Genomic DNA, 24,225 nt, shown 5'->3' with positions numbered 1-24,225 from the left:
GTTACATTATATTTCATTTCGTTGGTTTGTTTGTTTTTAAATCGTATTTTTAAGGTTAAATTTTACTTTTAAAGCAATAAGTTAGGTTTTATTTTATTTTTTATTTTTCATTTTGTATTGACAATGGTTTCATTGATAGCCAATATTATTGCTGTCAGACAGCTTGGCGTAACTCAAACAAATAATAAAAACTATGTCGTTTCCATATATCAGGTGACAAGGTGATACCCATGAATACACACAAAAACAAAATATTTAGACAATCCACTTTGGCGTGCGCAGTAGTCTTAGGACTCAGTGCACCCCAAGTTGGCGCTCAGCAAAATGATGAAAGTACCGAAGTCATCGTTGTGACAGCAGTTCGAGGTAGTTTAGAAAAATCTGTATCCATTAAACAAAATGCGAAATCCTTAGTGGATTCTATTGCGGCAGAAGAATTGGGACGTTTCCCTGACGATAACGTTGCAGACTCCCTTTCGCATATTTCAGGTATCACGGTAAGCCGAACCCGAGGAGGGGAGGCGCAATATGTGAATATTCGTGGCTTAGGACCTGAATTTAGTATTGTTACCCTTAATAATCGTATTCTTGCTACCGATGATGGCGGACGTAATTTCGCCTTTGATGTTATTCCATCAGAAATGATTAACGGTGCCGATGTTTGGAAAACCGTTGAAGCTAAAGGCATAGAAGGAAGTATCGGTGGAGCGGTAAATTTAAAATCTGCTAACGCATTAGACAATCCGGGTCAACACGGGGTGTTCTCTGCCACTGCCGATTACAATGATTTATCTGAAGAGGTGGGAAAGAAGTTTAATGGAATTTATAGCACAACCACAGATGACGAAACCTTAGGTTTTATTGTTGGGGTAACCCATGCCAGCGGAACCGAGCGTGCAGATGACATGTTCGATAATTTTTTCTTCGGTGTACAGGATGAGATGTCCTACGATGTAAATGGTGACGGTGTCATCAGTGAAAATGAAGAAAATTTAGTAATCCCAGGTTCCTATGCCTTGGGCTCTTATGCTACTGACTTTTCACGAACCGGTGTGACTTCAAACTTGCAATGGCGGCCAAACAACAAATTGCAACTAAGCGCCGATATCATGCTGACTAAATTAGAAGCTGACTCCACCGGATATACTCAGTCATTCTATATGGCTGATGAAAGCGAAGCGCAAAATCGCTTATCTAATATAGTGTTAGATGGCAATGTGATCACTGCCATGGACGTAGCCGATGTGAGTATGGAAGTGGTTACTTTAGATGAGCATCGCACCGTTGATACTTCTTTGTTTGGTTTAAATGCAAAGTATCAACTTACCGATGACTTGATTGTGAAAGCAGACGTTTACCGCTCTCAGTCAGAACGTGATTCTGGCGGCAAAAATACCTTTGTTGTAGCAGGTGCCCCTGGTGCTCATACCGGTCACTATGAACTCAACGAGGGTGGTTTACCTGATTATATTCCAACCTGGACCGAAGGTCGCAGTTCTAATGATTTTGGTAATGATGACTTTTCTCCCCATTGGGCAGCAAGGGATGGTAGCGATATTAAAGATACGGTAACTGGGATTAACTTGGATGGTGAACTGAGTTTTGATCATGAGTATCTTGTGTCTATGGACTTTGGAGCCGCTTATACAAGTCGCAATAAAACCAATACCGCCTACGATAATTATGAACTTGGCGCTTGTAATTACTGTGGTTACCCATTTACCTTTGGTGAAGTTGGCGCAGATGTAGTGCGTGATTTCCCTTACGATAACCTATTTGATGGTGAAGGGGCTGATATTCCCCGTTCTTTTCCGATTTTCAGTATTCCTGACTATGCTGCAGGCCTAGCGGCTTCTGACGGAATGACGATTGTTGACTATCTTGGCAATGAACGCACCTTTGGTGAAAATGAATCCGAACTTTGGGAGCCTATTTACAACCCAGTTAATTCATACGATATTGAAGAAGATACAACCGCACTATATTTACAAGCTAATTTCGAAGGCGACCGATGGTTTGCCAACGCTGGTGTTCGTTGGGTAAAAACCGAAGTCACCGCCATGTATTCATACAACAGTATTGAATCAATCGAGATTGTTAACCCAGACTCGTCGAACCCTTCTTGGGACGTAGAGTATTCCGATAGTGCGGCACAAACTGCCAACGGTAGTTACAGTAAATTACTGCCAGCTATTAACTTTGGTTTCCGCCTTACTGATGATTTGTTATTGCGGGCTGCTGCGGCACAATCTTTATCTCGCCCAACTCTTGATCAGCTTGCGCCATTAACTACAGATAATGCGCAATCGGGGCTGTTTACTATGGATATCAGTGGAAATCCTAATATTGAACCGGTATTTTCTGATCAAGCCGATATGGCATTGGAGTGGTATTTCGAAGAAGGTAGCTTGCTAAATGCGACGCTCTTTTGGAAAGAATTAGATGGTTTCATTACATCTAACACCACAAGAGTTGAAATTGCCGGCGAAAGCTTCCAAGTTACCCAGCCAATCAATGGTGATTCAGCCGAAGTCTTTGGTTTGGAACTTGGAGTGCAAAAATTCTTCGATAACGGGTTTGGGTTTACCGCTAGTTACGCTTACACAGATACCAGTACTGTTGTAAATGGTGAAGATGCAGGTGCATTACCAGGTGTGGCTGATACCTCTTATTCGTTCTCGGTGATTTATGAAAAAGACAAATTAAGTGCCCAACTGGCGCTAGATTACACCGGTGATTTAGTTGTCGATGCATTTAGTCCATTGGGAGACGATTATCAAACGACCATGGAAGAAAGCAAGATTATGTCGTTGTCGGTTAAGTATGATGTAACCGACTATTTGCAGCTGTCTCTTGAAGGTCAAAATTTGCTAGATGAATCTAATCGTAGTTTCCAAGGCCGACCGGATATGCCCGCGTCGATTCAACTGTATGGTAGAACCTTTAAAGCGGGTTTGAGATACGACTTTTAAGTATCAATAAACAAAGCCTAAGAAGATATTCTTAGGCTTTTTCGTTAACTCAAGGTATGCACTACATACCAATACGCTAGAAGCGTTGCTCAATAATAAGAACAACATAGGAAGATTAGAATGCAGTCAAAAAAATGGTTAATTTTTGCCATGGTAACCACGGTTTCCTGGGGGCTTTGGGGAGCATTAACTGCGGTATTTGCCAACGAATCAATTCCGTCAACAGTGGTCTATAGTATTTGGGCTATCACTATGATTATCCCCTGCATAGTGGCCTTGAAACTCATAAATTGGAAACTGGAAACGGATAAACGTTCTATTTGGCTGGGTTGTTGGATAGGTTTCCTTGGCAGTGGCGGTCAAATGTTATTGTTTTACGCGGTCTCTGTTGGCCCCGGCTATTTGATTTTCCCCATAGTTTCATTATCACCGGTGATTACCATTGCGCTGTCTTTAGGACTGCTAAAAGAACGCACGGGGTTGCTCGGTGGAATTGGTATTCTATTAGCAATGTTGGCCTTACCTTTATTTGAATATTCTCCCGCTGGTGAGGAACACAGCTACGGTGTGCTTTGGTTCTTATTAGCACTTGGTGTTATGGCGGCATGGGGTGTACAAGCATTTTGTATGAAACTGTCGAATAATCACATGAGCGCTGAAAGCATCTTCTTTTACATGACAGTCACTGCCGTTGCGTTAATACCTGTTGCTTACCTTATGACGGACAGTAGCGTTCAAGTTGACTACAGTTTTTCGGTGATATTTGAAACCGCGTCAGTGCAAATATTAAATGCTATTGGTGCTTTATGTTTGGTATATGCGTTCCGTTACGGTAAAGCCATTGTTGTTTCGCCGTTAACCAACGCAGGCGCACCTTTGCTATCCACAGTGCTAACCATAGTGCTTTTAGATGTTATCCCCAATAACGTTAAAATCGCCGGCATCATTATTGCGACTATTGCCGCACTCATTTTGGCCTTAGAGCCTGAAGAAAAGCCGCTGAATTCAACTTTGGAGGGGCATACTGGTGAATAAGTTTACAACTCCCCTAGGATCAATGCTGTTGTTAATGATGACAACAACCCTGACTGCCTGTAGCCAATCGGAAGTTGGCAACGATGAAATGTCACAACACTACACTATGTCTGACTTCGGCAAAGTGAAAAAGTTTGATACCCATGTGCATGCAAATAAGCAGGCCACAGCGTTTATTGAACAAGCTCAAGAGGATAACTTTGAGCTATTAACGATTAACGTCGATTACCCAGATTTTCCGCCTATCGATGAACAGCAAGATATTGCTTTATCATTAACGCAGGCCTACCCAGATACCCTGTATTTTGCTGCCACTTTTTCAATGCATAATTGGGACAGTCCTGCATGGGCACCTTCGGTGCAACAGCGTTTAGATAAGGCGTTGGAAAATGGCGCTAAGGCGGTCAAAGTTTGGAAAAATATTGGCATGTCGTTTCGAGATAACGAACAGCAGTTAGTGATGATTGATGATAAAGGCTTAGATCCAATATTTGACCACCTGACGCAATTAGATGTCCCCGTTATTGGGCATCAAGGTGAACCCCATAACTGTTGGTTACCCATAGAACAGATGAGTGTGAATAACGACAAACAATATTTTGCTGCCCATCCTCAATATCACATGTATTTGCACCCAGAAATGCCCAGTTATGAAGCGCAAATGGCGGCTCGCAATAATATGTTAGATAAACATCCGCAGATGCACTTTGTGGGTGCTCATCTAGCGAGTTTAGAGTGGAGTGTTGATGCCATGTCAAAGTTTTTGCAACGTTATCCCGATGCGACTCTTGACCTCGCAGCGCGCATGGGACAAGTTCAAGCCCAATCAGTGCAAGATATTAATAAAGTTAGAGCGTTTTTTATTCAGTATCAAGACCGTATCCTGTATGCCACCGATCTCACCCATAGTCCCGATGCCGAAGCTCAAGTATTTAAAAATAGCGTGCATCAAAAGTGGTTGGAAGATTGGCGTTACCTGAATACCGATACTAAGTTCACCGTGCCTGAAGTAGACGGTACAGTAACGGGTCTAGCGTTACCTAAATCGGTTATCGATAAGATTTATTATCACAATGCTCGTCGAGTGTTTAGCATCAATTAATTACAATTAGACAAGGTAGTTGGGTTGTTACCGACCCTCCTGCTGAATTTAGTACATGGAGAATATCAATGACATTCAAGTTCACCACTCGATTGGCTGCCATTTTAATGAGTGTGCCCTTGCTGCACGCTTGCATCACTCCGGCAGAGCCGAAAAATGAAGTTGTTAAAGTCGAAAATAGCGGTATCACCCTTGAATTCGATGACCAGTTACACAGTCGTGTTTCTGCTACCCTAGGTGATAAAGTTGAAGTGCTTGGTGACTATCAAGCAAGTGAGTACATAGTTACCAAATCCGGTGAATCAATTGATAACTTTAGGTTGCTCAATAGTAGCCAACAACAGGTTAAATCTGAACTTGGCAAAGGTATGCAAACCACTGTAGTTGGCTTGGCTGCCAATGGCATACAAAAGCAACTACAAGTGCAAGCTTATCCTGATTTCCCTGATACTCTGTTTATTCAGGTTACATACAAAAATACGGCTCAGCAAAGTGTGATTCTGACTAAATGGGTACAAAATGCCTATCAAATTCAAGCTGCGAACAGCCTTGAGCAAACGAACTTAACCAGTTTGCTTACTGACTCTGAACCAGATTTTTGGTCTTATCAAGGTGCATCTTTCGAGGATCGTCGAGATTGGGTCATGCCACTACAACCTGGTTATGAGCAGCAAAACTATATGGGAATGAACGCCACTGATTATGGCAGTGGTACCGCTGTTGCCGACATTTGGCGAAAAGATTTCGGTTTGGCCATTGGTCACATCGAAGTAGATCCAAAATTGGTTTCTTTTCCAGTTACTTACCCTGCCAATGAAGCGAACACAGATAACGCCGCTTATTTGCACGTTGAGCTAGAAAAAACCGTGAAATTAGCCCCTGGAGATGAACTGACCACCTTGGATACCTTTGTATCTGTCCATCAAAAAGATTATTACGCAACCCTGAAAATGTATCGTAACGTGATGGCCCATAAGGGGCTGACCATGGCAGATGTGCCTGACTCTGCATATGAACCTATTTGGTGTGCTTGGGGTTATGAACGTGACTTTAGTTTTGAAGAAATACTGCAAACTTTACCCAAAGCTAAAGAGTTGGGATTGGAATGGGCAGTACTCGACGATGGCTGGCAAACGGCAGAAGGAGATTGGTATCTTGACCCAGAAAAATTTCCCAATGGTGATGCTGATATGCAAGCATTTGTTGGGGATATTAAATCCGCAGGATTGAAAGCCAAGTTATGGTGGGCACCTCTGGCTGTTGACCCTGGTACTGATATGATTGAACAGCACCCTGAAATGTTGTTACTCAATGAAGATGGAAGTAAGCGAGATGTCACTTGGTGGGACAGCTATTATTTATGTCCAGCAGATGAGCAAGTTCGCCAACACAGCGTTGAGCTAGTTAAAAAGATGCTTGGTGAGTGGGGCTATGAAGGCTTAAAAATTGACGGTCATCACTTAAACGGTGTTCCTCCTTGTTATAACCCAGAGCATAATCACGCTACCCCTGAAGCATCCGTTGAAGCCCTAGCTGATTATTGGAAGTTATTGTATGACACTGCTATGGAAGTTAACCCTGAAGCGGTCATTGAGATATGCCCGTGCGGAGATTCATACGCGTTCCATAACCTTCCGTACATGAATCAAACCGTTAGTTCTGACCCGCTGACATCTTGGCAAGTAAGATTAAAAGGGAAAACCTTAAAAGGTCTAATGGGAGAATCGGCACCTTATTATGGTGACCATGTTGAGTTGAGTGACAACGCCAGTGATTTTGCATCATCCTTTGGTATTGGTGCGGTTTTAGGGACTAAATTTACTATGCCATCAGACAATGAAGCTGCTCAGCAGTTCTTGTTGAGCCCAGAAAAAGAAGTCATTTGGAAGCAATGGTTTGATCTCTACAACAGTAAAATGCTGCCTAAAGGCATCTACTTAGGCGAACTTTATGACATAGGATTCGACCGCCCTGAAACCCATGTAGTGGCTAAAGATGGAAGCTTATACTTTGCGTTTTATGCTGATAGTTTTGATGGCAGTCTTGAATTACGTGGGTTAACGGCAAAACAATACCAAGTAACTGATTACGTTCATGGCAAGGATCTTGGGGTTGTAACCATGGCTGATGGTAAAGGGAATTTAACTGCCAAATTTAATCAATTTCTATTGGTTGAGTTAACTCCAATTGACTCCAACAGCCATGAATAATCTGATGATACGCTGTTGTTTATTGCTGTTAACGGTATTTGCCAGTTCTCTATGTCTGGCAAATACCCAATCAAGCATGCAAGGTCAGTTGGCACCAGAATTGGCGTTAGCAGATCTAAATAGGGACGCAAAAATTGAGTTACAAAATTTCCAAGGCAAAGTTGTCTATGTGGATTTTTGGGCCTCATCATGTTTTGCCTGCCGCTTGTCCTTTCCCTTTTTAAACAAATTGCGGAGCCAATATGCTGAACAAGGCTTTGAAATTGTGGCGGTGAATACAGATTCATCCAAACAAGATGCCTTGGACTTTTTAGCCAAATACCCGCTCGATTATCCTGTCGCATGGGACCCAACTGGTAGCTCATCTAAGGACTATCAAGTTAGAGCGCTACCCACAGGCTTTTTGATTGATGCAACGGGTAAAATTCGCCTAGTGCACCTTGGTTTTTCGGTGCGACACGAGGCTTATTTAATCGCTCATGTGGAAAAATTATTGGCCGAAATGATTGAGTAGAATAAGTTCGTTAGCAACAGCAAATGAATCAAGAAAACCTACCTTGGTAGTGCAAATGTAACAAAATGAAAGTTAAGTTGTGTTAAAGTTTCATTGAGACTAGAATAAACCTTGTTCAAAATGAAACTAAAATAGAAAAGGTAAAACAATGCGCGACACCAGTCATAGACGTGAACACATAGCCAGAATGCTTAAAGAAAACGGCAGTGTGCAAGTGCTTCCACTTATTGAGCAATTTAGCGTATCTGGTGTCACCATTCGCAAAGATTTACGCTTTTTAGAGAATCAAGGTATTGCTACTCGCTGTTATGGTGGTGCCATGCTAAATGACAGTGGTGTATTCGAAACTGAAACCACCTTTGATCGAAAGCAGGCACTACATGCCGAAGAAAAATCTAGTATTGGGAAAGTTGCGGCTGGGTTAGTGAACGATGGTGATGCCATTATTCTGGACTCAGGTTCAACAACCCTCAAGTTGGCCTCTCATCTGGGCGGGCGAGAGAATATTACCGTTGTGACCAATAGTTTGAATATTGTCAACGAGTTGAAACTTCAAGAGCACATTGAAGTAATGTTATTGGGGGGAACCCTGAGACACAAAAGCCAATCATTTTTCGGCAGTTCCGCGTTAGCCACGCTAAAAGATTTGCACGTCGACAAACTCTTCTTAGGTGTAGATGGTTTCCACATGGATAAGGGAATTTCTACCCATTTTGAAGCTGAATCTTTGCTAAATCAGCTAATGTGTAAAGTGGCCAGTGAAATTATAGTGGTCACTGACTCTTCTAAGTTTGGTCATGTGTGCTTGCATAAAATTCTTGAGCCCATGGGCGTTAATCAAATTGTCACCGATAGTAACATTCCCCCAGATTACCTTGATGGTCTCCGCCGTATCGGGATTAAAATTACCCTAGTCGATGTGGATTAAAACATAATCTAATAATTTCTTGTTAAGCTCCCTTAAATTTGAATATACTGTATAAAAATTAAGGGGTTAGCATGGATAGCAGATGTAAAAAGTGCGAAGTTTTAAATCCAATCGATTTTCCCAAATGTCTTAGCTGTGGAGAAATTCAAGACACCTTCCAATATAAAAGTCGGATTGCTGCGGCAACCTTGGCATTGTTTGGGGGCATGTTTGGTTTTCATCGCTTTTTCTTAGGTCAGTGGTGGGGACTGTTTTATTTATTGTTCTTTTGGACATATATTCCTTGGGTAGTGGGGATCATCGAAGGTATTGCCTTCCTCTGTACTCCGCAAGAAGAATGGAATGAAAAATACAACCAAGGGGTTTCCGCTGGCAAGGAAAAAGGCACAGTGGTGGTTATTATCGCCGTCCTTATTCCCGTGATTTGTGTGTTGGGAATATTAGCCGCTATCGCTATTCCTGCTTATCAAGGGTATGTTAGCAAAGTGATGATGGCTGAAGCTAAGATGACGGCTAATTCGGTAATGACCGCTGTGGAGGATTATGCTTTATCAGAGCAACAGTGGCCTGAAAATATGGGAGAATTGGTTATCAGTGGTGAACTTACCAGTTCACAACTGGACTCAATCAAGGTGGTCAATGGAGCTGTGTATATTAACTTACCCCCCGAAAACGGCAATATGGTGCTCATTCCTGAAGCCTCAGATTTAGGTATTACGTGGAATTGCAATCAATCTACGGTGGAGTATAAATATTATCCAAATAAGTGCGGTTTCTAATTCAATCCACTAATTTAAAAACATGCCTAACAACACATCATCAATTGCTGAGTTGTTGTTGGGCATGAAGTACCTTGTTCAAATTGCCAATAAATTCCATGCTGTCAAAAGTCAGTGGTAATCGGGTTAGCTTTTCGCCCTGTTGATTAATAATCAGCAATACCGGATAGCCGGTGACACGATAGCGTTGAGCGAAAGATTGGCCTTGTTCTGAATCATAATCCACTCGAGCGAAGACAAAGTTTTCATCAATGACTTTTTCAACTTGGTCGTCGGTGAATACTGTGCTGTCGAGTTTGCGGCATGTGGGACACCAAATTGCTGACATATCAGCCAGTATTAATTTATCGTGGGCCTGGGCTTTTGCCATTGCCACATCAAAATCCAACATTTCTATTTCAATTTTATCTTTAGCCTCTTGGCCCAAGTAACTCTGAAAGCCCTGATAAGCCAGATAAATCAGGGTGCCTAGGGCAATAAAAGCAATTATTTTAATCAGTTTGTTGTTTAACTTAATCTTGTTTTCAGATGCCATAAGGTGTTCGCTAGTCCTGCGTTTTTAAGGTCTGTTATCTTAGACCTGATGATTTTATTATTTATTACATACTGCTGTGAAATTATCTATGGGTTGGGCCATTTATCCATGGGAAAGTCATTAACTGTGCAGTTGGGCAAAGCTTAAATTAAATTTCTGTAAGTAAACTCTCAATCTGTGAGAATCGTTGCTGCTACTTTTATGTTGCCTGCTAACGTTAAATAGTTTGCGCCCTGCATCGGCTAAATTTGTCGAAGATACACAAACTTGAATGACGTTTTTCAATTGCATTTGATCGAACACATCCATAGTAGATAGTTGGTCTTCGCCAATATAGCGGCTTAGTTCAATATTGTCGGTGTTAGTTTCTGAATGCCAACGCTGATTTAGCCTCGCTATTTCTGCTTCCACACTGCTTGTGCCAATGCGTCCTTCTTTACTAAGAGTGGCCATGCGTTTTACGCTGGCATTGAGGTCACGAAAGTTTGCGCTCCACAAAGCTTTTTCACTTCGAGCGTACTGTAAATAGCGTTTTTTGGCTTCACTTCCAAAACGGATGTGTAGATTGTTGAGTCGGGCATATTGACGCAATTCAAAGTCTAAGTTTGCTTCAAAGTCTTCAATCCGCTCTTTTAACGCCGGTAAGCGCCAATTCCAAATATCAATTCTGGCCAACAGGTCTTCTCTAAATCGACCTTGTGACACTGCCTTGCGTAAATCTAAATTAGTGCCAGCAATTAACTGGAAGTCACTGTATACCGCTTTATCGCTGCCCACAGGGTAAAATTGTTTTTCTTCAATGGCGTGCAATAACATGGCTTGCTCATCAATACCCAATTCCCCAATTTCATCTAAAAATAGTATCCCTTGGTCGGCATTTTTTAAATAACCCTCTCGCGCACTTTGTGCCCCTGTGTAAGCACCTTTGATATGTCCGAATAAGGCAGACATTGCTCCGTCGCCGACTAAGGTTGCACAATTAACCGCCACCAAACTGCCCGACACGCCGCCCCGAGAAGACTTTAATTCGTAGATACGTCTTGCCAGTTGAGTTTTACCGGCACCCGTGGGGCCTTCCAATAACATGGGATCTGTAGCGTTAATGGCAACCTGTTCTATTTCATTAATGAGTTGGTTAAACCCTGGATTACGAGTTTGAATGCCGGCCTTTAGAAATTCCTGTGCTGAGGCTGATTGTTCCGAGAATCGGGCTGCTAATGCCGCGTATTTAGAAAGATCTAAATCGACAATACTGATTGTCCCTTTAGCTGGGTTAGCGCCATTTGGATCGGGGGAAACTTGAACCAGTTTTGAGGCTGGATAAATTTGCGCTTCGCTTAACATGAACATGCAGATTTGATTTACATGGGTACCAGTGGTGATGTTCAGGTAATAATCTTCTTTGTCGGTATCGAAATTGTAATGACTGGCATGTTGATATAACCACTGGTACACATCAGCGAAATCCCAAGGGTTATTCCATGCAGTTTCAACTAGCACGACTTCTGTGTTAGCAGAGACTGCTACTACATCTTCAGAGATTCGGCGGGCTAAACTAAGGTGAGAGGGTTCATACAATAACTCCAGTCTATCGACCTGAAAATCATCTTGCATAACTGCACTTATGGTCGGCCGCCAAGTTTGCCAACGGTTCACACCCCGTCCTTTGCGGTCTTTAACCACTCCTAGAATGGCAAACATGACATTTTTGCGTTTCATAATTTATCAGGCTATCTAAAAAAATATCAATATATCTAAAAAGATAGTTTTTGTGAAACCTATTCTGTATTGATGATTTGTGAAATTTCAATAAGCGGCTATTTTTCAATGGCTTATGTTTTTATTTGAGTTGTTTAATTTATTGGCATGGGGCTTGTAATACATAAATTGTTTTTAACGAAGCGGAGTTGTTTCTAAGGGCAACCTGATGCACATGGCAATGCCAAAGGTGTATATCTCATGTAAAGACACCAACTAAGACGGTGCGCTGCACCGCAAGCAAATAATCTGATTTGATTATTAAACGACTAAAGGATAAGGCGCGAGCCTTGTGGGTTCGAATCCCACAAACATTGTAATAGCCCGACACAAGGCTAGCGATTGACCGCTGTGGTGAACTCGCACAAACAACATTGATTTGGTAGACACTGCACGGAAGCAGTAGCAAAGCATCGGGAATGCAAAGCTTACCTTATCAACCTTGTTTGCTGTCAATTCACGCAAGTTAGTTACCCCTTGTGTCACATATTGTTATGGCATGTCCAAAACCTATGTTGAGGCAATAAAATAAGGAGAGATTCTAATGACAGAACAAGGAAAATTTTTAAAGGTATTTACTGTTGCTGAAAACTCAGTTGCATTTGTGTTTAAAAATCAAAAATTCGAACAAGTGTTACAAGCAGGTGTGCATCGAGTATGGGATTTAAGTAATGCTCTAACAGCCAAGTATTTTGATGCTAACAGCATTTATTACTCAGATCCTGAGTCATTTTATTTGATTAAAACCTACCCAGAAGTGGCTGAGTTGGTGCATGTTTGGAAGCTCGCTAACGACGAGCTAGGGTTGTTGTATATTGATGATCAACTTATGGGTATTGTCGCACCGGGTGAAGTTCTACAGTTATGGAAGTCGGCCGGTGAATATCGTCTAGATCGAGTGTCCCTAAATGGTGATCTTGAGGTAACACGCTCGGTGTTGGAAGAAATTAAGCATCGTGGCAAGAATGAAGTGACCAAATTGGTTTCTTCAAAAGGCTCGGTAAAGCGTGCTCCAGTAGCTATGGTTGAAGTAAAACCTCAACATGTAGCTTTGTTATATGTAGATGGTCAATTAGTCAGATCCTTGAGCGCTGGTATGTATGGTTTTTGGCAGTTAAGTCACGCAATCGAGGTGAAAAGCTATGATTTGCGATCTCGCAATCAGGAGGTCTCTGGTCAGGATATTTTGACAAAAGATCGGGTGACAGTGCGGGTTAATCTATCTGCTACTGTGAAAACTCTAGATCCAGTTGTAGCGGCTGAACAGGTAGAGAATCTAGACGAATTTATCTACAAGACAATGCAATTGGCATTGCGTGAAGCTGTAGGAACCAAAACTCTGGATGCACTGCTTGAAGATAAGCTTTACGTTAACCAAACCATAAAAGAGTTGGTTGAGCAGGAGCTGGATTCAGTGGGTGTGAAGCTCGAAAGAGTGGGCGTGAAGGATATTATTCTGCCTGGTGAGATCAAAGCGATTCTGAACCAAGTCGTGGAAGCACAAAAAGCCGCAGAGGCAAATGTGATCAAACGTCGGGAAGAAACCGCCGCCACTAGAAGTTTGCAAAACACCGCTAAAATGATGGAGAACAACCCAACATTGTTGCGTTTGAAGGAGCTAGAGTCACTTGAAAAAGTGTCAGAAAAAGTTAGCAACTTGAACGTATATGGCGGCGTTGATCAACTGTTGCGAGAAACCGTTAAATTGACGTAAAGGTTATGGAAGGAGCAAGGAAGTTCCAGCCCAAGGACGGGCTCTTTATGTAGCATGGCCTTTAGGCCATGGCTCCCAAACCAAACAATCTCGCGGAGCTAAAGCACCCGCCTACAGGCGAAATCCGTATATCACCTGTAGCATGGCCTTTAGGCCATAACATCCAAACCACACAATCTCGCGGGGCTAAAGCACCCGCCTACAGGCGAAATCCGTATATCACCTGTAGCATGGCCTTTAGGCCATGGCTTTAGCCCGTGACACCCAAACCACACAATCTCGCGAGGCTAAATCACCCGCCTACAGACGAAATCCGTATATCACCTGTAGCATGGCCTTTAGGCCATGGCTTTAGCCCGTGGCCCCCCAAACCAAATAATCTCGCGGAGCTAAAGCACCCGCCTACAGACGAAATCCGTATATCACCTGTAGCATGGCCTTTAGGCCATGGCTTTAGCCCGTGGCACCCAAACCACACAATCTTGCGGGGCTAAAGCCCCGCCTACAGACGGATAATCACCTCTACGCCTTTTTCGTCTTCGCGATTCTGGATATGAATTTTGGCTTTATGATATTCGGCGATAATTTTGGCGATATACAGACCTAACCCCAAATGGGCTTCTTGTTCAACTTGGTGCTCTCGTACCGACACCATAGAATTCAACAGCTGTTCATGCATATTGTCAGGTAACTTAGGCCCTGTGTTGGCAATGCTTAGCTCTAAATGTCCGCCTTTTTCCATTAACGACAAAATGATGGTGCTGGTGTCTGGGCTGAATTCCACAGCATTGGCGATCACTTTATCTAGCATCTGGGCAAAGAGTTCTGGGGCACCATTTAAGGTTTTTTGAATGCCGTGGGTATTCACCGAAAACTTATTTTGTGGATAGGCAATCCGGTAGCCTTCGGTGCATCCAATTAGCAGCTCTGCTAACTCAAAGTTTTCCCGTTCACTGTATTGGATGGCCTGCTCTAAGCGTGTGGCTTCACTCATATTGCTGAGTATTTTACTCAGGCGGTGGATACCGGTTTGTGCACGTTCAATATATTGCTGTTTCTCTTGTTCATCATTGCCGTTATTTTGCTCCATGGAGAGGTTTTCCAATGATGACTTCACAATCGCCACTGGTGTGCGAAGTTCATGGGATAAACGGGAGCTCATGTTTTCTAAATAATGATTATATTGCTGCAATTTGTCTAACACACTATGGAAGGTGCGGGATAAATCCCCTATTTCGTCTTGGGTATTGGAGCGCGGAATATTGCCAAGAATTTTACCATTTTCATCAATGGCTGACTCAGTTTCATTACGTAGTTTACTGATCCGAAAAGAAATCCGCGAAGCAAACAGAAATAAAGCGGCTGTGCCTAAGAGCACCACAGCGATAATGACGTGGAACAACTGTTCTAAGGCCCTGTTTCTGAGGGTCCGGATCCCGTGGGTGGTTTGCTCAACCACCACTGCACCCATAACCTGCTCATCGATAAAAATAGGATGGGCGGCAGATAACACCACAGCCTTATTGTCTGGGGATAAACGCCATTGAGAACTCGCAGCTCCGGTGAGGGCATTGGCTAAATCTTGGCCCTTGAGTGCATAGGCATTTTCTAATTCATCAACAAAATCTGCTGGTGGTTTAGTGAGAACTTGATAATACAGCGGAAACAACCAATCCTGTTCAATACGATGCCACAGGGTATCCCGACGGCCAGATTTAGGTGTTGTACGTACTCCAGTAGCATCTTGAATAGAGCCAGATCGAGCTAACACTCGCATGTGCTTATCTACTACCCAGACTCTTGCATTCGAATATTTTAAGCCTTTTAGAATCTTTTCAATTTCCGGTGATGGCACCAAAACTGTGCCCAATGAGTCGGATTTGTTGGGGTTCGCGGTACCTATGATGTATTTTCGCTCGCGGTTGGTTAAGTCATCTACATCCGCTATGGCAAAGGCGATTTTTCTCGACATTATTTCCAGCGGAAAGCGTAACTCTATGTTGTAACCATTTTCAGTTTCTAGCCAGTTACCCTGAATCGCCGTTTCTAACGACAGTGGTCGCAAAGAGTCTGGGTTTTCATCCAGCAAATACGCGTTCACCCAACCAGATTGCTGGGGAGCAACAATGTAGCGCCTAAAATCACCTTGGGGGTTGGTCACCGCGATCAATAGGTAGTCATTTCTGTCAACCCGAAGGCTATTTTTGGGGCGATAAACCAGATGGTCATCTACCACCTCAAACATGGCGTACAGGTACTTGTTATATTGCCCTACCATATGTTCAAAATGAAAACTGTCGGGGTCATAAAATTCATTTTGTTCAATTAATTGCATTTCCCCATAACGCAGCGATAAATGCCGATAATCAACCCAGTCATCCAGTTGACCATCTAATTGGATAGGGTCGACAATTTTATGGGCGTACAGATCCGTACCCGGTTTAACATCTTGTAAATAGGAAGATTGGCTATCAAAAAGCGAAGGTCTTTCGTGCAACGCAGTAGCCACTGCTCGGGCTGTACCTTCCATGGTTTGTTCCTGACCGGTACGCAGGTAGCTTTCTAACTCCCACACATACTGATAACCCAACCAAGGTATGGCGAACAAAAATAATGACAGCATCAACAGTTTTAAACGGATGCCAAAGCGAATACGATTCATAATTTAACTAGACTTCCAGCGATAGCCCATGCCGTACACGGTTTCAATGCGATCAAATTGACTATCTAGCTGCACAAACTTTTTGCGAATACGCTTAATGTGGGAGGTAATGGTTGTATCATCGACCACCATTTTTGACTCATCCATAAGTTGTTGGCGACTTTTTACATGGCCAGCATATTTAGCAATGGCATGTAACATCCAAAACTCAGTAACCGTCAATTCGATGGGCTGACCATGCCAACTTACGGTCATTCGGTTGCTGTCCATTAGTAAGGCACCTGTCTCAATTAGATCCGTGGCAACTTGCGGTTGGTTGAGCAACTCTGTGCGTCTGAATAAGGCGGCAATGCGGGCCAATAGATGGGGCATGCTGATATCTTTAGTCAGATAGTCGTCTGCGCCCATTCGCAAACCGCATATGGTGTCGTAATCGTTATCTCTGGCGGTAAAAAAGATGATGGGTAAGGTTTTTGAAAGTGAGCGCAGTTGCTGACATAACATAAAGCCACCATCTATCTCCTCATTTAAGCCAATATCAACAACAGCTAAATCAGGTAATCGTTGCATGAAAGCTTTTTCTGCATCAATACGACTGCTGTAGGTAAATATTTCATAGCCCTGCTTTTGCAATGCAGATGCATAATTTTCTCTAATCGCTGGGTCATCTTCGACTATGGCAATACGTTTGGACATGACTATACCGCTTTAACTAACTGTTCCTATTCAGTGTTGCTAACTATATCGCAAAACATTGTTGTGCCCATGGCCTTTTGGCTGAATAACGACAATTTCCATTTTTTCGCCACATTTGCTCACCAGATTGCCATTTTTGCCCGCATTTCATGCCAGAAAGTCGGGTTTTAATAGACTCCATCGAAACAACACAAACCAATCAAACCACTCTTTTGGAGAACTATTATGAAAAAACGTATTTTATTTCCACTTACCGCCATCGCTTTGAGCCTGTCAGCAAATGGGTTAGCTGCACAAAGTGTGTCTAAATCTAGAACAACTGAAGAGCAAACTAACGAAGCCATTGGTTTTGGTTCTGGCGCAGTGGCAGGGGGATTAGTGGCAGGCCCTGTGGGGGCGATAGTAGGAGGCCTTTTTGGTGTATTGATTGCCGAAGATGTTAACAACGATAACGCACTGGAAGCCAGTGAAAATGAATTAGCCAAAGTTCAATCTGAACTGTCTCAACAAGAATCTGAGCTCCTTGCATTGCAAAAACGTTATGCACAAGCGCAACAAGAAAGCCAAGTGCAATTGGTGGCAATGGATAAAGAAATCGAGCGAGTGATGCAGGAAATGGAATCAAATATTCAATTCCGAACGGCTTCCTATGTGCTCGAATCTCACTTTAAACCACAGTTAGATTTAGTTGCCAAAGGCTTAAAAAATAACCCTCAATTGGTGGTGAGTTTATCTGGTTTTTCCGATAGCCGTGGTGATGACTCCTTTAACCAAGCACTCTCTGAGCAACGTGTGGTGAGCGTAAAAGATTATCTTTTATCTCAAGGTGTAAACGAAAAGCAAGTACTTACTCTTTCCTTTGGGGAAACCCAGCCAGTCTCTGCTGAGTCTGATAACGAAGACTTCTTTTTCGACCGCAGAGTCTTAGTCCGTGTTGCTGAAGGTCAGCAAGCCATGACGGCATCTAACCTATAGGAGAGAGACAGTGATTAAGCGTCTGCGATTTATCATAGTCCTTTCGCTACTTTTTATCTTAGGCGCGTTGCAATATGCAACGCCCTTTTTCAAGGATGAAAGTATCGATGAACGTTCTACTAGCCAGTCAAAATTCAAAATTGATGTGTCTTACGAGTCTGTTCAAGCTAACCAACCGCCTGTGTATATCAACGATTATCAACAAGTAGAGCAGGGGAGTTTCTTTCTACAAAAGCAAGGTCAGCAGGGATATCTGTTGTCGCCACTTTTAGATACCCGAGTGGATATGAACATAACAGGTTTAATTGCCCGAGCGAAAGTGACACAAACCTTTACCAACACCAGTGATGAGTGGGTGAATGGGATATATGTGTTTCCTTTACCTGAAAATGCCGCTGTAGATCATCTAGAAATGCTCATTGGCGAGCGACGTATTGTTGGTCAAATTCACCCTAAGCAGAAAGCCAAGGCCATATTTGAACAAGCTAAACGAGAAGGTAAAAAAGCCAGTTTGCTGGTACAGCAGCGTCCTAATTTATTTAAAAATTCGGTGGCAAATATTGGCCCAGGTGAGTCAATTAAAGTCACCATTGAGTATCAACAAGCCGTTGCCTATGAAAACAATACCTTCAGTTTACGTTTTCCCACCACTGTCACGCCAAGATATCTGCCTAAATTGAACATGAATGCTGGGGAGCAAGAGATAGCCGACAGCGGTTGGGGCATGACCCAGCCTGTGTATAAAGATGGGGCGTCGACGCTTATACAAGAAGAACCTGAACCTATGCATAAAGTGGCCATGCATATTGCCTTAAATACTGGCTTCTCAGTGCAAAATATTCAAAGTGAATTTCACCCCATTCATCAATTAGAGAAACAAGCTGGGGTTTACGAAATATCCTTACAACAATACATGATCGCAAATCAAGACTTCGTACTCAGTTGGCAACCAGAGCCTAATCAAGAGCCTAAGGCAGCCCATTTTGTGGAGCGTCACCAAGACGCTTTTTATGGCATGGTGATGTTAATGCCACCAGATGTGGATAGCCAAACCTTGAGCCTGGCCAGGGAAGTTATCTTTGTAATTGATACATCGGGATCCATGTCAGGGGATGCCATGATACAGGCAAAACAAGCGCTTATTTATGCCATCCAAGAACTCCCAGAAAATGACACGTTTAATTTAGTGGAGTTTGATTCAATCGCAAGAAAAATGTGGTCTAGCCCTAAAGTTGCAGACACTCGGATTAAATCTGAGGCCATCGATTACATAGCTAATTTACAAGCGGACGGTGGCACTGAAATGCTATCAGCTTTGCAATTGGCTTTAGGTCAACAGGGCTCAGGTTCATCAAGCAATGACACTGAAAGTCGTATTCGCCAAGTGATTTTTATCACCGACGGCTCGGTGGGCAACGAAGTCAGTTTGTTTGACTATATTCAGCATAATTTACAACAAAGCAGATTGTTTACTGTCGGCATAGGTTCTGCGCCCAATAGCTTTTTTATGAGCGAAGCGGCGCGGATGGGCAAAGGGACTTTTACCTATATTGGTTCTACGGATTCGGTAAAACAACAGATGCAGAACTTATTTACTAAATTAACCCATCCCATATTAACCGACTTGGTGATGAATTTTTCTGAAGATGTGGAAGTTTATCCCCGTAACTTACCAGATTTATACAAAGGTGAACCCATAATGGTCAGCTACCGTGCTAATCATGGGGTTGATAATCTATCCGTTACTGGCAGCTTGAAGGACCAATATTGGCAACAAAGCTTGTCATTGGAAAATGGCGGCAGTGAAAGGGGATTAAATGTGCTCTGGGCAAGGCGCAAAATTGCGCAGTTAGGGCGAGATAAACGTTTAGGTCAAGATTACGATGAAATGAATAAACAGATAGAAGAGGTGGCGATGACCCATCATATTGTCAGCGAAATGACCAGTTTAGTGGCTGTGGATGTGACACCCAGTGCACAAGCTAGCAGCAAAGATGCACAGCTTAAATCCCACTTACCGAAAGGACAAAAACATGCCGTCGGTAGCCTACCGCAAACGGCTACACCAGCACAGTTGCAATGGATGTTAGCTTTATTACTGATGGGGATGGGACTATGTACGGTCATTTTCACAAAGCGCCACTAAGGCGAAGATTGCTACATTCAATCTGGCGCTTTAAATGGGCAAGTTTATGTTTTGTAGCAAGTGCATACCTGTTTGCATCCAGCGGTTACATTCATGCTAAAGCGATATTGGCGCAATATTTAATTGAAGATGCGTGGGTGGAATCCCTGCACACCGGGGAAAAAGTACAGCCTTGGGCTTGGGCAGATACTTGGCCGGTGGCAAAACTAACCATTGCCGACAGAACTTTGTATGTTTTAGCTGGGGCAACCGGCAGAGTGATGGCCTTTGGGCCCGGTCATATAAGCAGTACTCCCTTTCCAGGGGAGTCGGGAAATGCGGTGATTACGGGTCACCGTGACACCCACTTTTCGTTACTACAAGATATCAAAATCGGTGATTTGATCAGCACAGAAACCACAGAACAGGTGAGTCGCTATAAAGTGTTGGAAGTACGAATTGCCCATCAAGATCAAATCAATTTAATTGAATCTGGTGTGGATGATGAATTGACACTAATTACTTGTTATCCCTTCAACAGCGCCGCACCTAACCCAGAGTTGAGGTATGTGGTGCGGGCGTTAAAGGTTGAAGCTTAGAGGGGCTTATTTTTGTTTTATCAGATAATCTAGTCCGCCGGTGATCGCTGCGACTTGGGCAAGTATGCAGTTTTCATCGTCAGCTTTAGGGCTGTCTGGGTAGACCTCTGTTGTGGTGACGTATTTAGCGCCGGAAAAACCGCCGCATAGGAAGAGTTTACGTTTATCATAGTTAATCACGCCGCGCTGTTCCATGGGAGTACCAATGAGCTTTCCGTCGGCGTCAGCGGGGGCAATGTGAGTGACTTTTTCAACTGAATCAATGACGGCTTTTTGAAATTCAGGTACCGGATTGTTGCTATCACCAACGCCATAAAATCCATCAGGAATGTCCCAAACGGCCTGTTCAATACCATCCCTCGCACCCAAAGCAGGGCGAAATTCAGAATTGTCGGTGTCAGTGGTTTCGTGTAAATCAAAGTGGGCTAGCAGTTCCAGCTGTAAACCGTTTACATACTCCATGGCTAGTGCCGCTTCTGGAGCCGGTGAGTTAGGATAAAATGAGCGGTTTGGATCTATCGCTTTGGGATCCCAACGATTGATGGTTTCATAACCCCATGGACTCAAACAAGGTAGCACTACAAAGTTAAAGTGTGCCTCATAGGCTTTTGCTTGGCTGCTTAGAAAACGAATTGCCCCTTGGACCCCACTGGTTTCATAACCATGGACACCACCGGTGATTAACACGCTAGGCTTATCTTTATCCCAAGACTTGGTTTTAAGAGCAAATAAAGGGTAGCGCTCTGAGTCATAGGGGAGAGCTCCATACTGAACAAGTTCAAAGGTGTTTTTTAATGCGTCTAGCTGGGCTAATACCTCAGCTTGATATTCCCGTTTAACTTGCTGGTTTTCTAACCACTGCGCTTTTTCAACGTCACCCCAAGGTTGGCCAGGTACACCGATAGCGTATTTTTCGTAACTCATTTGATTCCTATTTATGCAAAAATCTATATCAATTGAATAAGGTAACACCTGCTGTTTCAGGCTGTAAACCTTTCAATTAGGGTGATGGCTTGCCTTCATTAAAAAGCGCTTTATTTGTTTATTCGTCCTTGAAATATGGCAAAATGGCAGCATATTGGAAAATGACCTGACACTCTCACCCTCAGGTAATATCAAATTCAATCAATCGAACCTCCGTGGAAGTTTGCGATAAGCAGGCGTTTAGGTTTACAAAAATAAAATAAAACGTTAAATGGGAAGCGCTATGAAAGCCTTAGACATTTCTGGTCTGACAAAAACCTACAAGGGTGGAACACAGGCTTTAAAAGGTATCAATTTACAAGTCTCCGAAGGAGATTTTTTTGCGTTACTTGGGCCTAATGGTGCAGGTAAGTCTACCACCATTGGTGTGATCAGCTCGTTAGTCAATAAATCCACTGGCAGCGTAAAGGTATTTGGCCATTCGGTAGACACTGAGTTAGTTGAAGCTAAATCCTGTATTGGTCTGGTGCCGCAAGAATTTAATTTCAATCAATTTGAAACTCTTCAGCAAATTGTGGTTAATCAGGCTGGTTATTATGGGGTTCCCCGGGATATTGCCAAAAAACGCGCAGAAAAATACCTAAAACAGTTGGATTTATGGGAAAAGCGTAACGAACCGGCTAGAGAGCTTTCCGGTGGTATGAAACGTCGACTCATGATTGCCCGCGCTTTGATGCATGAACCCAAAATGTTGATCCTTGATGAACCCACTGCCGGAGTAGATATTGAAATTCGCCGTTCAATGTGGACCTTTCTTAAAGAAATTAACGAGCAGGGTATCACCATCATTTTAACCACCCATTATTTAGAAGAAGCTGAAATGCTGTGTCGAAATATTGCCATCATTGATAAGGGCATTATCGTCGAAAATACCAGTATGAAGGCGTTGTTATCTAAATTGAGTATGGAAACCTTCGTATTAGATTTACCTGTTCAGTCCAAACCACCCTGTTTGCAAGGTTTCGCTTTCCGCAATATTGATGATCACACTATGGAAGTGGATGCAGATAAAGACGTTGGTTTGAACGATGTGTTCCGTCAGTTGACTGAACAAGGCGTTACCGTATTGAGTATGCGCAATAAAGCCAATCGTTTGGAAGAGTTATTCGTCAGAATGGTTGAGAAAGGCAGAAAAGAACAGGCAGGAGCAGCATAATGGCAAATCGAAATTTCACCGCCTTGCGAACCATTTGGATCAAAGAGTGTACACGCTTTTTACGCATCTGGATTCAAACCTTAGTACCGCCAGCGATTACCATGTCGTTATATTTTGTGATCTTTGGAAGTTTGATTGGCTCGCGCATAGGTCAAATGGGTGGCTTTTCCTACATGGAATTTATTGTTCCGGGTCTGATTATGATGTCGGTGATCACCAACTCTTATGCCAATGTTAGTTCATCCTTCTTTAGTGCCAAGTTTCAACGCAATATTGAAGAGTTGCTGGTGGCCCCTGTCCCTAGTTGGATCATCGTACTGGGCTTTGTCGGTGGCGGCGTGGCCAGAGCCATATTAATTGGTGTTATCGTTACTACCGTATCCATGTTTTTTGTGGATATTCAGATCCATAATTTAGCGATTATCATCATCACTCTAATTCTAACCTCATCTTTGTTCGCCACTGCGGGCTTAATCAATGCTGTGTACGCAAAAACCTTTGATGATATTAGTATGGTGCCTACATTCGTGCTGACTCCACTTACATACTTAGGTGGCGTGTTCTATTCGCTAACCCTGTTACCTGAATTTTGGCAATGGGTCAGTAAAGCAAACCCCATCGTGTATATGGTTAATGGCTTTAGATACGGTTTTCTTGGGGTTTCAGACGTCGACTACATGTTGTCGTTGGGCTTGTTAGTTGGGTTTAACTTGTTGTTATTTACCATAGCTTATCGCCTGATCAATCGCGGTGTAGGTATACGAAGCTAAATCTTCGGTAACGTTAATGATATGACTATGCAAACCGGCAATTCTCGTAGTATTACTAGTAACCAGCTTGGGCCCCATGAAAAAGTGCCTGAGCTGGTACGTCGACATTTATCGAATACTAGTCAAAAGCCCTACAATCAACATACCCTAGATGCCTTTGAAGAAGTACAAAAGTGGCGAGAGCAACTCGACCCTGATTTACTCAAGCCTCTGATTTTTGATTCTTGCTGTGGGGTCGGGGAAAGTACCGCACACATTGCTGCACAGTTCCCTGATGCGTTAGTGGTGGGCATTGATAAGTCCGAGTTACGCACCAATAAGCATGCCCATTATGGTGATAAATCTCCTAACTATTTAGTGATTCGCGCGGATCTGAATGATTTTTGGCGGTTAGCAAATTCTGCCCAGTGGCAATTGAGTCATCATTTTCTGTTATATCCCAACCCGTATCCAAAATCCTCTCAAGTACAGCGAAGATGGCACGCCTGCGCTGCATTTAAAGACATAATTGGCTTGGGGGGAATCTTAGAAGTCAGAAGCAATTGGCAGATTTATATTCAAGAATTTGCCATTGCCTTGAATACAGCAGAAAAATCCGCAGCGGTGAGCCCTTATCAAAGTGATGAGCCGCAAACCCCTTTTGAACGTAAATACTGGGCCAGCGGCCAGCAAAGTTGGCAAGTTATTAGCGACTTATCCTAGCTAGGGATG

19 protein-coding genes are annotated in these 24,225 nt (G+C 43.1%); 14 read left to right on the top strand and 5 right to left on the bottom strand.

Going from position 1 to position 24,225, the window contains the following annotated elements; translation table 11 throughout:
- Positions 1-230 precede the first annotated feature (230 nt).
- The 7 genes from ABJV04_RS05415 to ABJV04_RS05385 all read left to right on the top strand — a co-directional run bounded on the left by ABJV04_RS05415 (position 231) and on the right by ABJV04_RS05385 (position 9,540).
- Positions 231-2,972, top strand: a complete 2,742-nt coding sequence (locus ABJV04_RS05415; RefSeq protein ID WP_348490284.1) for a TonB-dependent receptor — start codon at positions 231-233, stop codon at positions 2,970-2,972.
- 120 nt (positions 2,973-3,092) lie between these two features.
- Complete coding sequence (locus ABJV04_RS05410) at positions 3,093-4,007, top strand: EamA family transporter (RefSeq protein WP_348490283.1); 915 nt, start codon at positions 3,093-3,095, stop codon at positions 4,005-4,007.
- Complete coding sequence (locus tag ABJV04_RS05405) at positions 4,000-5,109, top strand: amidohydrolase family protein (RefSeq protein WP_348490282.1); 1,110 nt, start codon at positions 4,000-4,002, stop codon at positions 5,107-5,109. Before ABJV04_RS05410 ends, ABJV04_RS05405 begins: the two co-directional genes overlap by 8 nt.
- 68 nt (positions 5,110-5,177) lie before the next feature.
- Entirely contained in the window at positions 5,178-7,319 is a 2,142-nt protein-coding gene (locus ABJV04_RS05400) for a glycoside hydrolase family 36 protein (protein ID WP_348490281.1), read from the top strand.
- Between the two features lie 4 nt (positions 7,320-7,323).
- Complete coding sequence (locus tag ABJV04_RS05395; RefSeq protein ID WP_348490280.1) at positions 7,324-7,833, top strand: TlpA disulfide reductase family protein; 510 nt, start codon at positions 7,324-7,326, stop codon at positions 7,831-7,833.
- 148 nt (positions 7,834-7,981) lie between these two features.
- Complete coding sequence (gene agaR / locus ABJV04_RS05390) at positions 7,982-8,761, top strand: transcriptional repressor AgaR (RefSeq protein WP_348490279.1); 780 nt, start codon at positions 7,982-7,984, stop codon at positions 8,759-8,761.
- A 71-nt stretch (positions 8,762-8,832) separates the two neighbouring features.
- The gene (locus tag ABJV04_RS05385; protein ID WP_348490278.1) at positions 8,833-9,540 is read left to right on the top strand and encodes an NINE protein; all 708 of its coding nucleotides are present in this window, start codon (positions 8,833-8,835) and stop codon (positions 9,538-9,540) included.
- Between the two features lie 40 nt (positions 9,541-9,580).
- On the opposite strand, the gene ABJV04_RS05380 is transcribed toward ABJV04_RS05385, so the two are convergent.
- The gene (locus ABJV04_RS05380) at positions 9,581-10,075 is read right to left on the bottom strand and encodes a thioredoxin family protein (protein WP_348490277.1); all 495 of its coding nucleotides are present in this window, start codon (positions 10,073-10,075) and stop codon (positions 9,581-9,583) included.
- A 120-nt stretch (positions 10,076-10,195) separates the two neighbouring features.
- Positions 10,196-11,794 (bottom strand): RNA repair transcriptional activator RtcR, encoded by a 1,599-nt coding sequence (gene rtcR / locus ABJV04_RS05375; protein WP_348490276.1) that lies wholly within the window; start codon positions 11,792-11,794, stop codon positions 10,196-10,198.
- A 583-nt stretch (positions 11,795-12,377) separates the two neighbouring features.
- On the opposite strand from rtcR, the gene ABJV04_RS05370 reads away from it, so the two are divergent.
- Complete coding sequence (locus ABJV04_RS05370) at positions 12,378-13,547, top strand: slipin family protein (protein ID WP_348490275.1); 1,170 nt, start codon at positions 12,378-12,380, stop codon at positions 13,545-13,547.
- A gap of 502 nt (positions 13,548-14,049) precedes the next feature.
- Here the strand turns inward: ABJV04_RS05370 and pdsS are convergent.
- Positions 14,050-16,209: a proteobacterial dedicated sortase system histidine kinase gene (pdsS, locus tag ABJV04_RS05365; RefSeq protein WP_348490274.1), complete on the bottom strand. Its 2,160-nt coding sequence runs from the start codon at positions 16,207-16,209 to the stop codon at positions 14,050-14,052.
- Positions 16,210-16,212: 3 nt separating this feature from the next.
- A complete protein-coding gene (gene pdsR, locus ABJV04_RS05360; RefSeq protein WP_348490273.1) occupies positions 16,213-16,905 on the bottom strand; it encodes a proteobacterial dedicated sortase system response regulator in 693 nt (230 codons plus the stop codon).
- A gap of 225 nt (positions 16,906-17,130) precedes the next feature.
- Between pdsR and pdsO the strand changes: the two genes are divergently transcribed.
- Genes pdsO through ABJV04_RS05345 form a run of 3 tightly spaced genes read left to right on the top strand, consistent with a single transcriptional unit; the run spans position 17,131 to position 20,604 of the window.
- Positions 17,131-17,880, top strand: coding sequence for a sortase-associated OmpA-like protein PdsO (pdsO, locus tag ABJV04_RS05355; protein WP_348490272.1), 750 nt, complete (start codon positions 17,131-17,133; stop codon positions 17,878-17,880).
- Between the two features lie 10 nt (positions 17,881-17,890).
- Positions 17,891-20,026 (top strand): marine proteobacterial sortase target protein, encoded by a 2,136-nt coding sequence (locus ABJV04_RS05350; protein ID WP_348490271.1) that lies wholly within the window; start codon positions 17,891-17,893, stop codon positions 20,024-20,026.
- 8 nt (positions 20,027-20,034) lie between these two features.
- Positions 20,035-20,604 (top strand): class GN sortase, encoded by a 570-nt coding sequence (locus ABJV04_RS05345; protein WP_348490270.1) that lies wholly within the window; start codon positions 20,035-20,037, stop codon positions 20,602-20,604.
- A 6-nt stretch (positions 20,605-20,610) separates the two neighbouring features.
- On the opposite strand, the gene ABJV04_RS05340 is transcribed toward ABJV04_RS05345, so the two are convergent.
- Positions 20,611-21,528, bottom strand: coding sequence for a M14 family metallocarboxypeptidase (locus tag ABJV04_RS05340; protein WP_348490269.1), 918 nt, complete (start codon positions 21,526-21,528; stop codon positions 20,611-20,613).
- Positions 21,529-21,811: 283 nt separating this feature from the next.
- Here ABJV04_RS05340 and ABJV04_RS05335 point away from each other — a divergent pair, with 283 nt between their 5' ends.
- From ABJV04_RS05335 to ABJV04_RS05325, 3 genes are read left to right on the top strand one after another with little or no spacing between them, the layout of a single operon-like run.
- Positions 21,812-22,744: an ABC transporter ATP-binding protein gene (locus ABJV04_RS05335; RefSeq protein ID WP_348490268.1), complete on the top strand. Its 933-nt coding sequence runs from the start codon at positions 21,812-21,814 to the stop codon at positions 22,742-22,744.
- Complete coding sequence (locus tag ABJV04_RS05330) at positions 22,744-23,514, top strand: ABC transporter permease (RefSeq protein WP_348490267.1); 771 nt, start codon at positions 22,744-22,746, stop codon at positions 23,512-23,514. Before ABJV04_RS05335 ends, ABJV04_RS05330 begins: the two co-directional genes overlap by 1 nt.
- 27 nt (positions 23,515-23,541) lie before the next feature.
- Positions 23,542-24,216 carry an SAM-dependent methyltransferase gene (locus tag ABJV04_RS05325; protein WP_348490390.1) on the top strand — a complete coding sequence of 225 codons (675 nt, stop codon included), beginning with the start codon at positions 23,542-23,544 and terminating at the stop codon, positions 24,214-24,216.
- The last annotated feature ends 9 nt before the right edge of the window (positions 24,217-24,225 follow it).

Origin of the sequence: Aliiglaciecola sp. (assembly GCF_039982535.1) — a bacterium.
Taxonomy (GTDB): Bacteria; Pseudomonadota; Gammaproteobacteria; order Enterobacterales; family Alteromonadaceae; genus Aliiglaciecola.
The sequence above is the reverse complement of the archived record's forward strand: the minus strand, read 5'-3'. Positions and strand labels throughout refer to the sequence as shown.